This is a genomic window from Pseudomonas sp. W22_MBD1_FP4 (genome assembly GCF_052113765.1).
Classification (GTDB): Bacteria; Pseudomonadota; Gammaproteobacteria; order Pseudomonadales; family Pseudomonadaceae; genus Aquipseudomonas; species Aquipseudomonas sivasensis.
Genome location: NZ_JBGQOI010000002.1, coordinates 468,727 through 481,085 on the forward strand (window position 1 = coordinate 468,727; position 12,359 = coordinate 481,085).

The 12,359-nt window shown below is 59.8% G+C and carries 15 protein-coding genes; 8 read left to right on the plus strand and 7 right to left on the minus strand.

Going from position 1 to position 12,359, the window contains the following annotated elements; genetic code table 11:
- Window positions 1–109: 109 nt before the first annotated feature.
- Both ACEN2T_RS04910 and ACEN2T_RS04915 read left to right on the plus strand, forming a co-directional pair.
- Window positions 110–511, plus strand: a complete 402-nt coding sequence (locus ACEN2T_RS04910) for a GFA family protein (protein ID WP_122756946.1) — start codon at window positions 110–112, stop codon at window positions 509–511.
- A gap of 115 nt (window positions 512–626) precedes the next feature.
- The gene (locus tag ACEN2T_RS04915) at window positions 627–1,166 is read left to right on the plus strand and encodes an AAA family ATPase (RefSeq protein WP_442116388.1); all 540 of its coding nucleotides are present in this window, start codon (window positions 627–629) and stop codon (window positions 1,164–1,166) included.
- A gap of 169 nt (window positions 1,167–1,335) precedes the next feature.
- Here ACEN2T_RS04915 and ACEN2T_RS04920 read toward each other — a convergent pair whose 3' ends face one another.
- Together ACEN2T_RS04920 and ACEN2T_RS04925 are read right to left on the minus strand one after the other, a co-directional pair.
- On the minus strand, window positions 1,336–1,638 hold the full coding sequence (locus ACEN2T_RS04920; RefSeq protein WP_442116389.1) for a DUF6124 family protein: 303 nt from the start codon (window positions 1,636–1,638) through the stop codon (window positions 1,336–1,338).
- On the minus strand, window positions 1,638–2,183 hold the full coding sequence (locus tag ACEN2T_RS04925) for a hypothetical protein (protein WP_442116390.1): 546 nt from the start codon (window positions 2,181–2,183) through the stop codon (window positions 1,638–1,640). Before ACEN2T_RS04925 ends, ACEN2T_RS04920 begins: the two co-directional genes overlap by 1 nt.
- 154 nt (window positions 2,184–2,337) lie before the next feature.
- Between ACEN2T_RS04925 and msrA the strand changes: the two genes are divergently transcribed.
- Window positions 2,338–2,862 carry a peptide-methionine (S)-S-oxide reductase MsrA gene (gene msrA / locus ACEN2T_RS04930; RefSeq protein WP_099603095.1) on the plus strand — a complete coding sequence of 175 codons (525 nt, stop codon included), beginning with the start codon at window positions 2,338–2,340 and terminating at the stop codon, window positions 2,860–2,862.
- A 185-nt stretch (window positions 2,863–3,047) separates the two neighbouring features.
- On the opposite strand, the gene ACEN2T_RS04935 is transcribed toward msrA, so the two are convergent.
- The 5 genes from ACEN2T_RS04935 to ACEN2T_RS04955 all read right to left on the minus strand — a co-directional run bounded on the left by ACEN2T_RS04935 (window position 3,048) and on the right by ACEN2T_RS04955 (window position 6,875).
- Window positions 3,048–3,554: a hypothetical protein gene (locus ACEN2T_RS04935; RefSeq protein WP_181640383.1), complete on the minus strand. Its 507-nt coding sequence runs from the start codon at window positions 3,552–3,554 to the stop codon at window positions 3,048–3,050.
- 128 nt (window positions 3,555–3,682) lie between these two features.
- Window positions 3,683–4,936 (minus strand): flavin-containing monooxygenase, encoded by a 1,254-nt coding sequence (locus ACEN2T_RS04940; protein WP_442116391.1) that lies wholly within the window; start codon window positions 4,934–4,936, stop codon window positions 3,683–3,685.
- A gap of 79 nt (window positions 4,937–5,015) precedes the next feature.
- Window positions 5,016–5,456, minus strand: a complete 441-nt coding sequence (locus tag ACEN2T_RS04945) for a type II 3-dehydroquinate dehydratase (RefSeq protein ID WP_032885898.1) — start codon at window positions 5,454–5,456, stop codon at window positions 5,016–5,018.
- Between the two features lie 13 nt (window positions 5,457–5,469).
- Window positions 5,470–6,450, minus strand: coding sequence for an NAD(P)H-quinone oxidoreductase (locus tag ACEN2T_RS04950; protein WP_081797656.1), 981 nt, complete (start codon window positions 6,448–6,450; stop codon window positions 5,470–5,472).
- Window positions 6,447–6,875 carry a RidA family protein gene (locus ACEN2T_RS04955; RefSeq protein ID WP_442116392.1) on the minus strand — a complete coding sequence of 143 codons (429 nt, stop codon included), beginning with the start codon at window positions 6,873–6,875 and terminating at the stop codon, window positions 6,447–6,449. The genes ACEN2T_RS04950 and ACEN2T_RS04955 overlap by 4 nt, the downstream gene beginning before the upstream one ends.
- Before the next feature lie 183 nt (window positions 6,876–7,058).
- Between ACEN2T_RS04955 and ACEN2T_RS04960 the strand changes: the two genes are divergently transcribed.
- The 5 genes from ACEN2T_RS04960 to ACEN2T_RS04980 all read left to right on the plus strand — a co-directional run bounded on the left by ACEN2T_RS04960 (window position 7,059) and on the right by ACEN2T_RS04980 (window position 12,354).
- Window positions 7,059–8,033 carry a LysR family transcriptional regulator gene (locus ACEN2T_RS04960; protein ID WP_442116393.1) on the plus strand — a complete coding sequence of 325 codons (975 nt, stop codon included), beginning with the start codon at window positions 7,059–7,061 and terminating at the stop codon, window positions 8,031–8,033.
- A 263-nt stretch (window positions 8,034–8,296) separates the two neighbouring features.
- Window positions 8,297–9,814, plus strand: a complete 1,518-nt coding sequence (locus ACEN2T_RS04965) for an amino acid ABC transporter permease/ATP-binding protein (protein ID WP_099603097.1) — start codon at window positions 8,297–8,299, stop codon at window positions 9,812–9,814.
- Window positions 9,815–9,841: 27 nt separating this feature from the next.
- The gene (locus tag ACEN2T_RS04970; protein ID WP_032885895.1) at window positions 9,842–10,714 is read left to right on the plus strand and encodes a phytanoyl-CoA dioxygenase family protein; all 873 of its coding nucleotides are present in this window, start codon (window positions 9,842–9,844) and stop codon (window positions 10,712–10,714) included.
- A 27-nt stretch (window positions 10,715–10,741) separates the two neighbouring features.
- Complete coding sequence (locus ACEN2T_RS04975; RefSeq protein WP_095185651.1) at window positions 10,742–11,572, plus strand: ABC transporter substrate-binding protein; 831 nt, start codon at window positions 10,742–10,744, stop codon at window positions 11,570–11,572.
- A gap of 50 nt (window positions 11,573–11,622) precedes the next feature.
- On the plus strand, window positions 11,623–12,354 hold the full coding sequence (locus tag ACEN2T_RS04980; RefSeq protein ID WP_442116394.1) for a class II aldolase and adducin N-terminal domain-containing protein: 732 nt from the start codon (window positions 11,623–11,625) through the stop codon (window positions 12,352–12,354).
- Window positions 12,355–12,359 lie beyond the last annotated feature (5 nt).

The window sequence follows — 12,359 nt, forward strand, 5'->3', positions numbered from 1 at the left end:
AAAGGTCGATAGCTGCCCTTCGTGATAGTCAGCTATTGGCCAGTAGCCGTCGGTCGACTGATTAGACCAGGAGGGTTACGCTGGCGTTTTAGCATGCACGGAAGAGCGTATGACAGAGGTGTACCAAGGAAGCTGTTTATGTGCCGCTGTCCGTTATGAGCTATCCACCACACCGCAAGCAGTGAGTCACTGTCATTGCAGCCAGTGTCGCAAAGGTCATGGGGCGGCATTTGCTTCTTACGGCAGCGTTCCGCGTAGCGCGCTGCAAATACTTAGCGGCTCCATCCATATCAAAACCTATGCTTCTTCAACGACGGTATCACGCGAGTTCTGCGTGCAGTGTGGTTCGGCCTTGTTCTGGTCACGGTCTCAAGGCGAGTTTGCCAGTTGGGTTTCAATAGCATTGGGTACGCTCGATTCGCCGTTCTTCCCTCGAAAGCAGAAACACGTTCATCTCGACTCCGCAGCTCACTGGTACATTCCAACCACCCCATGCCCTCCAGTTGATTGAAGTCTTCTGGGCGAAAGCTGCCTGTCGCTCTGACCCCTTGTTGTTGACCGATATAGGCATTGACGTAAAATCGCCACCCCCAAAAAATCAGCGTGCATAGCGAGAAGGAGCTTCGATGCAACGGGTGATGATTGTTGGTCAACCTGGGTCTGGCAAAAGCACTTTGGCGCGCGAGCTTGGTCAGCGCACGGGCTTGCCGGTCGTTCATATCGACACTATTCACTGGCAGCCAGGTTGGATAGAACGAAGCCGGGACGAGAAAACGCAGCTTTGCCTCGATGTCGAGGCCCGTGATTGCTGGATATTCGAAGGGGGCCATTCGGCCACTTGGGAAAATCGGATGGCCCGTGCAGATCTTTTAATTTGGATTGATCGTTCGGCGACGCTTCGATTCTTGCGCGTACTGCGCAGAACGCTGCTCCAACGGGGTCAATCTCGGCCTGACTTGCCCGAGAACTGCCCCGAACTGCTGGCGAACCTGCCGGAGTTTTTTAGATTCATGTGGCGGACGAAAAAAACAGCGCGAGCAAAGATGCAGCAACTCGTGGCAACTGCACCATCAACCTGCCGCGTGGTTTATCTGCGGTCTAATCGAGAGGCCAGGATGTTTCTCGCGAGCATTGGAAATTCGGCTGGCCAAGGTTCGCGAGATTAATCGACGGCTGACTGCTTCTCTACGGAAGCTGCCGATCACGAACTCGCGTTGAGACGGGTTAGGGAAGGGGTCTATTTATTCCTAAAGAAAATCGTCGAGTCTTCGTAAAGTGAGTCACAAAGACTCAGCGATCAATCGAGTTGGTAGAAGGTTAGCTGCCCGCTCCAGCTCACTCTCGTTCCATCAACTTACCCACCAACAAAACCCACAATTCACTCAACGGGTGAATCGCCAACGCCACATCCCGTTGCTTCCCGGTCAGCTCATCCGACAGGCCAAGCAACAACGCAGTAACCGAAGAAAAAGTCTCATAGCTATCAGCAATCAACACTTCACTGCGAACATCGTCAGCAACGCTGAACAGCGTCGTCGCGTGCGGGAGAGGCGTCTCCAGCGGTTCTGCCCCCGCGTTGAGGTAGTGATCAATCGTACGATGCGCGGCGTGATTCAGTTTCAGGTCGGGACCGTTCATCAGCCTTGCACCCGTGGTGGTGTGGAGTCGGATACTGGCGTTTCTGGTTCGTCAGCGAGTTGGATGGCCGACAGCGCTTTCAGCTTGTGATGGGGGCCGGCGAAGCGTGTGTCGCCATCCAGTGCCGTGAGCGTGATCCGTTCTGAAACGCACCGATGGAATGGGGTGAACATGCGTTTTTTTGGGTAGTAAACGCCTTCTGACGTCTCGGAATACTTTAAGGCGATCATCACTTTTTGCAGTGCAGCGGGGCTGATACGACTGGCAACGCGCCACTCGGCAAGTGCGGCGTCGCGGTACATGCTGTAAGTCCGCCCTATGCATGCGCCCAGGGTGCCGCCGTAAAGGACGTTGCTCTTGAATGTGTCGGTTATGCCCATGATGTGTGCAGCAAACAGCAGAATGGCCGTCGCAACAAAACAGAGGAGGATGCTTTCCAGTAGTGCCAATGCCTTGTAAGGGTCAGCGGCCAGTTGGTCTTTGAGCTTAAGTCGGGTGATGGCAGTGTCGGCGTGTTTTGGCGCGTGGGTGTTAAGCGGTTTCAAGCGTTACCCCTCCTGGGTTGAGTTTTCCTGATCGAGAACAACTCGCATTCTACGTAAAGTGAAGCGGCCATCCCCGTTTTTGCTCGATTCAACTTGGTATTTCCCAACATCCCCCCATAACTACCTCTGTCTCCATTAACCGCAAGGACAAACCATGACCAACCCAACCGAAACCGCCATCCTCGCCGGCGGCTGCTTCTGGGGCATGCAAGACCTGTTGCGACGCTACCCCGGCGTGCTGCACACGCGAGTCGGCTACACCGGTGGCGATGTGCCGAATGCCACCTATCGCAACCATGGCAACCATGCTGAGGCGATTGAAATCGTGTTTGACCCGGCGGTGATTTCCTACCGGCAGATTCTTGAGTTCTTTTTCCAGATCCATGACCCCAGCACGCCGAATCGGCAGGGCAATGATCTTGGGCCGAGCTATCGTTCGGCGATTTACTACCTGAGCGAACAGCAAAGGGATATTGCCGAAGATACCGCGGCTGATGTGGATGCCTCCAAGCTGTGGCCGGGGCGTGTGGTCACGGAAATTGAACCCGCCAGGGAGTTTTGGGAGGCGGAGCCGGAGCATCAGGATTATCTGGAGCGGATACCGAACGGGTATACCTGCCACTTCATCCGGCCGAATTGGAAGTTGCCCAAGCGGGCTTCATCGGGGTCAGCTCCCTGAGCGCCTGCGCCCAGCCAAGGACGAAGATGTCCAAGCCTCAAATGGCGCAAAAAACGCAAACAGGGCATGCAGGATGGCCGGCGTGGTCATCACTGCCTACGTCCTTGTCGTCAGAAAAGTCGCCATTTCAGTGCTTTGGCCAAGTGCCATCGCTCGTTAGGTAGGAATGGCCAAGTCCGGTTGATTCAAATCCCTTCCTGCTCCATCAGCCTGGCCGACAGCGCTTTCAGCTTGAAATAGGGGCCTGCGAAGCGCGTGCCCCCATCCAGTGTGGTGAGCGTGATCCGCTCTGAATCGCACCGATGGAATGGGGTGAACATGCATTTTTTCGGGTAGTAAACGCCTTCCTGCGTCTCGGAATACTTCAAGGCGAGCATCGCGTTTTGCAGTGCAGTGGGGCTGATATGCCGGGCAATGCTCCACTCGGAAAGTGCCGCGTCGTGGTACATCCAGTACGTCGCGCCTATACATGCGCCCAGTGTGCCGCTATAGAGGACGTTGCTCTTGAATGTGTCGGTTATGCCGACGCTTTGTGCAACGAACAGCATAAGGGCCGTCGTTACCAAACAGAGGAGGGTGCTTTCCAGCAATGCCAATCCCTTGTAAGGGTCTACGGCCAGTTGGTCTTTGAGCTTAAGTCGTGTGATGGCCGTGTCGGCGTGCTTTGGCGCGTGGGTGTCAAGCGGTTTCAAGCGTCACCCATCCTGGGTTGAGTTTTCCTGATCGAGAACGGCTCGCATTTTACGCAAAGTGAAGCGGCTGTGTAGGACGTTTTCCTTGGGCCCCATCTCTATCGTTTGCCGCCTCACCGGCTCCCCCTTCACTCCGGCTTCTTGTAGGCCTTGTACTCGTTCTGCAGCACGATATGGTCCGCCACGTATTTCGCGTCGTGCCACACCCCATAGATAAACGACGACGCACGGTTCACCAGATTCGGCAGGCCCAAAAAGTAAACGCCGCTTTGCGCCGAGATTCCGCGTTTGTGGAACGGCTCGCCTTTCTCATCAAACGCATCCACCTTCAACCAGCTGAAATCGAACTTGAAGCCGGTTGCCCAGAGAATGGTGGTTACACCGGCTTCAGCCAGGTTGAGGCTGAGGATCGGATCAAGCAGGCACTCCGGGTCGGGCAGCAGTTCCCAGGCTTGCGGTTCCAGCGGGAATGGCAGGCCGTTGGCTTCGATATACGCATCCGCATCACGCAGTACATCAAAATACGCACGATCCCCTTCGGCCACGTTTTCGGCCAGGCCCGGTCGGAAGGTCATGACGCCGTCCTCCCAATTCTGGGTAACGCCTACCAGGTGAATGCCTTGGTGCGCCAGTCGGCGGAAGTCGACGGTCTTGCCGCCTTCATAGCCACTCACTGCAAACGCCACGTGCTTTTTCTTCGGCTGGATTTTGACTTCGTCCCACAAACCCAATGCGCCCAGCCACCAGCAGTAGTCGCGGCTGCGGTAGGCGCGGGGTGGGCGATAGTGTTCGCCGACGGAGAGGTACACGGTTTTGCCGGCCTTTTGCAGTTCTTCGGCGATTTGTGAGCCTGAGGCGCCGGCGCCCACTACGAGTACGGCGCCTTCGGGGAGTTGGCCGGGGTTTTTGTAGGTGGACGAGTGCAGTTGGTGAATCGGTGCGGTGGTGGGGACGATGTTGGGGATTGAGGGGCGTTGGAACGGGCCGGTGGCGGCGACGACGTTGGTGGCTTCGATCACGCCGGCCGAGGTCGTGACTTTGAAGCCGGGGCGGCCGAGGTGGCGCTCTACTTGTTGCACTTCTACGCCAGTGCGCACCGGAGCCTGGAGTTTGTCGACGTAGGCTTCGAAGTAGTCGGCCATGCGTTCTTTGGGCGGGAAGGCTTCGGGGGAGAGGCCTTCGAAGGTCAGGCCGGGGAAGCGGTCGTGCCAGGCGGGGCCGTTGGCGACCAGGGAGTCCCAGCGTTCGGAGCGCCAGCGTTCGGCGATGCGGTGGCGTTCGAGCACGATGTGGGGCACGCCCATCAGGGACAGGTGTTCGCTCATGGCGACGCCGGCCTGGCCTGCGCCGACTACTAGGGTGTTGATGGTTTCGACGGTCATTGGCGTTTCCTGGAAAGTAAGAGGTTTATTAGCAACACCGAGGGTCCACATTGGGTCTGCTGTGTTTTCGAGTTCGCATTTAAGGCTTGAGCAACTCGGCCACCGCCGTCAGCGCCAATTCATATCCCAACGCCCCCAGCCCGGCGATCACACCGGTGGCGGCCCTGGACACGTAGGAGTGATGCCGAAAGCGCTCGCGCTTCCAGATATTGCTCATGTGCGCTTCGATGATCGGGCCGCCGAAGGCCAGCAGCGCGTCAAGGATCGGCACTGAGCTGTAGCTGAGGCCGGCGGCATTGATCACCAGGGCGTCGCTGTTCAGGCGCGCCTCTTGAATCCAGTCCACCAGCACGCCTTCGTGGTTGCTTTGGCGAAAGTCCAGGGTCAGGCCCAACTCGCCGGCGTGGCGTTGGCAGCGGGCTTCGATGCTGGCGAAGCTTTCGTTGCCGTAGGTGCCGTGCTTGTCCAGCCCGTAGAGGTTGGCATTAGGGCCATTGAGGAAGTACACGCGGTGGGGCATGACGGGCTCCAGGTTATTCGGCGACGGTCAGCACGACTTTGCCGACGTTGGCGTTGGCTTCCAGCAGGCGATGGGCATCGGCCGCTTGAGACAGGGGCAACTGCGCGTGGATCTGTGGGCGCACCACACCGGCCGCCAGCCAGGGCAACACGCGCGAGCGGATACACGCCGCCAGGCGGGCTTTTTCAGCGTGGCTTTTGGGGCGCAGGGTGGAGGAGGTGAGGCTGAGGTTTTTGCGCATCAGCACCTGCAAGTCCAACTCGATGTTCGCGCCTTGCAGGAATGACAGGCTCACATGCCGCCCGCCCATGGCCATGGCCGCCAGATTGCGCGCGACATAGGGGCCGCCGACGTTATCCAGCACCACGTCGACGCCGCGTCCTTGGGTGCAGTCGTGCACCACCGCGACGAAGTCTTCCAAATGGCGATCAATCGCACGCCATACACCCAGCGCTTGCAGCATCGCGACCTTTTGCGGGCCGCCTGCGGTGGCGATCACCCGCGCCCCCGCAGCCTGCGCACACTGCACGGCAAAGCTGCCGACGCCACTGGCGGCGCCGTGGATCAGCACGCTGTCGCCGCTGCGCAGGCGCCCGAGCTCAAACAGGGTGTGCCACACCGTGAACGCCGCTTCCGGAACCGCAGTGGCAGCGTGCAGCGATAATCCCGCCGGCACCGGCAGGCAGTGCGCCGCCTGGGCCACGCAGTACTCGGCGTAGCCGCCGCCGTTGAGCAAGGCCATCACGCGATCGCCCACCGCACATTCATCCACGCGGCTGCCCACCGCGACCACAATGCCCGCCGCTTCCAGGCCCAGCACATCGGTAACGCCGGGTGGGATTGCTGAGCCGCTGCGTTGCATCAGGTCGGGGCGATTGACCCCGGCCGCCACGACGCGAATCAGCACCTCACCGGGTTGCAAAGCCGGCACAGGGCGTTCCACCACCTGCAGCACTTCAGGGCCACCGGGCTCACGGGCAATCACCGCTTTCATACGGATACGGTCCAGTCGTCCGGCACCACGGCGATCACATCGATCTCCATCAGCCACTCCGGCTGGCCAAGGCCGGAAATCACCAGGCCGGTGGAAATCGGGAACACACCTTTGAGCCATTTACCGACCTCCTGGTACACCGGCTCGCGGTAGCGCGGGTCGATCAAATAAGTGGTGGTCTTGACGATGTGCGACAGGTCCGAGCCCGCCTCTTCGAGCAGTTGCTTGACGTTCTTCATCGCCTGTTCGGCCTGGGCGCGCGGGTCGCCGATGCCGATCAGGTTGCCGTCGAAATCGGTACCGATCTGGCCGCGCACATAGATGGTGTTGCCGGCGCGCACGGCCTGGCACAGGTCGTTGTCCAGCGCCTGGTTGGGATAAGTGTGTTTGGTGTTGAACATGCGGATGCGGGTGTGGGTAGGCATATCGAAGGGCTCGTCGTAAGCGGGATGAAACCAGCTTCACATCGCCCCCTCTCGGGCGAAACCAGCATTTGCGCGGGGTAGTGCTTAGGAAAAACCGAAGCCCCTGTAACTCATCGGCTCGCCCATGACCCGGCACGAACCCTGCAACGCTCGCCGTACAGTCATTGTTGAGGGGCAGGCGTCATGCTCAGTCGTATTACTCAGCGTCAACTGGAGTATTTCGTCGCGTCGGGAGAGGCGGGCAGCATCAGTGCTGCGGCCGAACGCATTCATGTGTCGTCGCCGTCGATCTCGGCGGCGATCACCCATATGGAAGCTGAGTTGGGCATCCAGTTGTTTATCCGCCACCACGCCCAGGGCATTTCCCTCACGGCGGTGGGGCGTCTGGTGATGCTGGAGGCTAAGCAGATCCTGGAGCAGATGAGCAACCTCTACACCATCGCTTCGGAGTCACTGAACACCGTGCGCGGGCCATTGCGGGTCGGATGCCTGGAGTCGCTGGCGCCGATGATCACGCCGGAATTGGTATTCGGTTTCGGCCGTGCGTTCCCCGGTGTGCGCTTGACCCAGGCCGAAGGCAATCATGAGGAACTGCTGGAAAAACTGCGCAGTGGCGAACTGGATATCGCCCTGACCTACGACCTGGTGACCAGTCCGGATATCGACTTCCAACCCCTCGCGCACCTGCCGCCGTATGTGATGGTGGGCGAGTATCACCCGCTGGCGAGCTTGCCCGCGGTCAGCATGCAAGACCTCGAGGCCTACCCGGTGGTGCTGCTGGATACGCCCTGGAGCCGCGACTATTTCCTCAGCCTGTTCATCCAGGCGGGCACCACGCCGAACATCATCATGCGTTCCACCAACCTCGAAACGGTGCGCGCCATGGTCGGCAATGGCATTGGCTATTCGTTTGCGAACGCGCGGCCCAAATCGAATATGTCCCAGGAAGGCAAACGCGTGATCCGCCTGCGCCTGGCCGGTACACATAGGCCGATGAAGCTGGGTTACGCCACGGCGAGCAACACCCAGTTGTCCCGTGTGGTGTCGGCGTTTGCCGAACGCTGCCGCATGTTTGTCTCCGACCAGTACATCCCCGGCATGGCGCCGCCGAGCTTTTTTGACCCGCATGCGGTGCGGGTGTTGAGTGATGTGAGCTGAGATTGCACCAATAGATGGCGTGGGCGGTGAGGCGAATTCAGACTCGCACCATTTCGGCCAGTGCATGCTCTCTCCAGAACACAGCAGGGAAAATGTGGGAGCGGGCTTGCCCTCTCCCACAGTGGATTTTTGCTTCGCTCAGGACTGCATAGGTTCTGCCTACCCAGTGCCCCGGCTTTTACGAATTGACCCCAAGACCCCGCCGCCACGACTCTCATCCCATCGAGGCAGACCCACTTCATTTTTTGCAAGGCGCAGCGACGATGACATTCGACTGGAATTACATGTTTGGTTTGCTGGCTGATGCCGAGTTCTGGCGTGCGACGTGGACGGTGATCAAGCTCAGTACCCTGACCTGGGTGTTGAGCATCGGCCTGGGCTTTCTGCTGGCGCTGGCCAAGCAGTCCAAGCATGGCCTGCTGAGCGTGCCGGCGCGGGGGTATATCTGGTTGTTCCGCAGCCTGCCGCTGTTGGTGCTGCTGATCTTTATCTACAACTTGCCCCAGGCATTGCCGGGCACCTCGGCGGTGCTGGCCGACCCGTTCTGGTCCGGCTTGTTGGCGCTGGTGATCTGCGAAACGGCGTATGTGGCCGAGATCCATCGCGGTGGCTTGCTCTCGATTCCCAAGGGCCAAGGCGAAGCGGCGCGGGCGTTGGGGCTGAGGTTTTTCGGTACCCAATGGCGCGTGGTGATCCCCCAGGCGCTGCGTGTGGCGTTGCCGTCGCTGGCCAACGAATACATTTCCATCGTCAAGCTCACCTCGTTGGTGTCGGTGATCTCTCTGACCGAGATCCTGATGGTCGGCCAGCGCCTGTACTCGCAGAACTTCCTGGTGATTGAAACCATGGCGGCGGTGGCGTTCTTCTATGTGTTTATCGTCACGGTGTTCGACTTTTTGCTCAAACGCCTGGAGCGCTTTCTCGACGTCAACCAGCGCAATGTCTCCCGCGTGCCGGATGCACACGTGCTGGCCTTGGCTACCCAACAGCGCACCGCCCTGCAACGCCCGGAAAGTAACGGCGCTGCGGCGCTGCAAGCCTCGCGGTTGCACAAGGCCTACAACGACATCGAGGTGCTGGGTTCGGTCAACCTGCTGATTCAGCCGGGTGAAGTGGTGTCGGTAATCGGCCCGTCGGGCTCCGGCAAGACCACGCTGATCCGCCTGCTCAACGGCCTCGAGCAACTGGACAATGGTGAGGTTCATATCAATGGCCTGCCGTTCATTCACCTGAACAAGGTGGGCGCGCAAAAGCCCCAGTACATCGAGCACGCCGAGCATCGCCTGAACATCGGCATGGTGTTCCAGAGCTTCAACCTGTTCCCGCATTTGAGCGTGCTCGACAACCTGCTGATGGCGCCGAAGTACCACCGCCTGGGTCGCACCGACGCGCTCAAGCAACAGGCATACGCGCTGCTGCACAAGGTCGGCATGCTCGACCATGCCTGGAAGTACCCGCACCAGTTGTCCGGCGGCCAGCAGCAACGCGTGGCCATCGCCCGCGCCTTGATGATGCGCCCGCAAATCATGCTGTTCGACGAGCCCACCTCGGCCCTTGACCCGGAGAAAGTCAATGAAGTGCTGCAGGTGATCGAAGCCCTGGCCGGGGAGGGCATCACCATGGTGATCGTCACGCACGAGATGAATTTCGCGTTCAAGGTCTCTGATCGGATCGTGTTTATGGAGAAGGGGCGTGTGGTCTGCGATGACACGCCCGAGGTGTTGCGCCGCGGCCAGAACCCACGCGTGGAGGCGTTCCTCAAGGACGTCTCGCTGGCGTGATCTCTTTAACGTTCAGGAAAAAACAACATGATTGAGCAAGCACACATCGAACAATTCCAGCGCGACGGCTTCCTGGTGGTAGAAGGCGTGTTGTCGCTGGACGAAGTGGCCGCGCTGCAGCATGACTTCGACCAGTGGGTAGAAGAGAGCCGCAGCCATGACCAAGGCTGGGGCGCCACCGTGGATGGCCGCGCGCGCTTTGACCTGGAGGGTGACCACCGCGCCGATCACCCGTCGTTGCGCCGGGTGAGTTCGCCCACCGAGATTTCCCCGGCGTATCAGCGCGTGGCGTTGCACTCGCGCATGGCGGCGATTTCCGCGCAATTGGTCGGCGCCAGCGGCGCGCGTTTTCACCATAGCAAGATCAACTCGAAACTGCCCCACACCGCCACACAGGTGAAGTGGCACCAGGACTTCCTGTTCACGCCCCACAGCAACGACGACATCGTCACCGCGTTGCTGATGGTCAGTGAAGTGACCCCGCAGAACGGCCCGCTGAATGTGATCCCCGGTAGCCACAAAGGCCCGCTGTGGTCGCACTGGCAGGATCAGCGTTTCACCGGTTCGGTGGACGATGCCGTGGTCGCGCAACACTGCCAGCATCCGGTCGCCTGCTACGGCCCGGCCGGTTCCGTGTGCTTTATGCACACGCGTCTTTTGCATGCTTCCAGCCCTAATGAGACCGAACTGCCGCGCACCCTGTTCATCAGCGTCTATGCCGCTGAAGACGCGCTGCCATTCGGCGAAAACCCGTTGCCCAGTACACACGCCGGCCTGCTGGTGGCCGGTGAAGAAAGTGGCTTGGTGCGTTCCACCAACAACCATATGCGCCTGCCACAGAAACCCCGTGGTGCGTCGTTCTTCGTGCAACAGGCCGGACAAGATTCTGCCACTGCCTAACCTCCTAAAACCTTGCGGGTAATGACCATGACAGCGTTTCGTAACAGTGTTCGCCCCCTTGCCGTGTGCCTGCTGGGCGCTGCGGTTGCAATGACCTCGTTGGCGGCTTCGGCGTTCCAGCAGGAAGGCAAGATCATCGCCGGTTCCGACGTGACTTTCTTCCCCTATGAGTACATGGATAACAACAAGCCTGCGGGCTTTGATATCGAGTTCATGGACGGCCTGGGCAAGGTCATGGGCCGCAAGGTCGAGACCCTCGACACGCGCTTCCCCAACTTGATCACCGGCCTGCAAGCCGGGCGTTTCGATGTGACCAACTCGTCGATGTACATCACCGCCGAGCGGGTCAAGGTCATCGACATGATCCCTTACCTCAAGAGCGGCGAATCGATCCTGGCCCTCAAGGACAGCGCCTTCCAGCCAAAGACTCCGGAAGAGTTCTGCGGCCACAAGATCGGCTCCATGGGCGCTACCTCGTGGCTGGCGCAGATGAACAAGCTGTCGGCCGAGTACTGCGTGGCCAAGGGCTTGAAGCCGATCCTGATCAGCGAATACAGCACCGACCCACAAACCACCCAGGCCCTGTTGGCCCACGCGGTGGAAGCGCAAATCACCGACGCCGCCGTGGCCCGCGGTGTGATCGACAAGCTCGGTAGCCGCGTGGTGATTTCCTCCGACACCCTGATCTATCCGGTGCTGAACGGCTTCGGTGTGAAGAAGGGCAATGACACGGTGAAGCAAGCCTTGCTCGACGGTCTGGAGAAATACCGCGCCACGCCTGAATACGCGGCCTTGCTGAAGAAGTACAACTTCGAGGCGCCGACTGAGGCCGACCTCGCGGCGCTGATGCCGAAGTAACCCTACCGCGCGGCCGCAGCCTTGCGGTCGCGCTCTGAGGAGTCCGATCCATGGCGTTATCCCTCGAAGAACAGACACGCATCGACCTGGCGGCGTCCTTTCGCATCATCGCCCACCTAGGCATGCATGAAGCGGTGGCCAACCACTTCAGCGCCGCGGTGTCGGCCGATGGCAAACAGTTTTTGCTCAACCCGAAGTGGAAGCACTTCTCGCGTATTCGCGCCAGCGACCTGGTGTTGTTGAACGCGGACGATCCCGCCTGTGCCGACAACCAAAATGTGGATTCGACGGCCTGGTCGATCCATGGGCAGATCCATCGGCTGCTGCCGCACACCCGCGCCGTGCTGCATTTGCACCCGGTGTACACCACCGCGGTGGCGTGCCTGGCCACGCCGCATATCCCGCCGATCGACCAGAACACCGCACGCTATTTCAACCGCGTGGCGGTGGATGAACTCTACGGCGGCATGGCCGATACGGAGGCGGAAGGCGCGCGCCTGGCCGGCCTGCTTGATGGCAAAACCCGGCTGTTGATGGGTAACCACGGCGTGATGGTGACCGCTGCGTCCATCGGTGAAGCCTTTGACGATATCTGGACCCTGGAACGCTCTTGCCAGATCCTCGTGACGGCCTGGTCCACCGGGCAGCCGCTGCGGTTGTTGTCCGATGAAGTGGCGGAGAAAACTGCGCGGAGCTGGGAAGGCATCGCGGATTTCTCACGCCGGCATTTTGAAGAAATGAAGCAAATGATGATCGACGCCGACCCCTCGGTACTCGATTGAGGAAC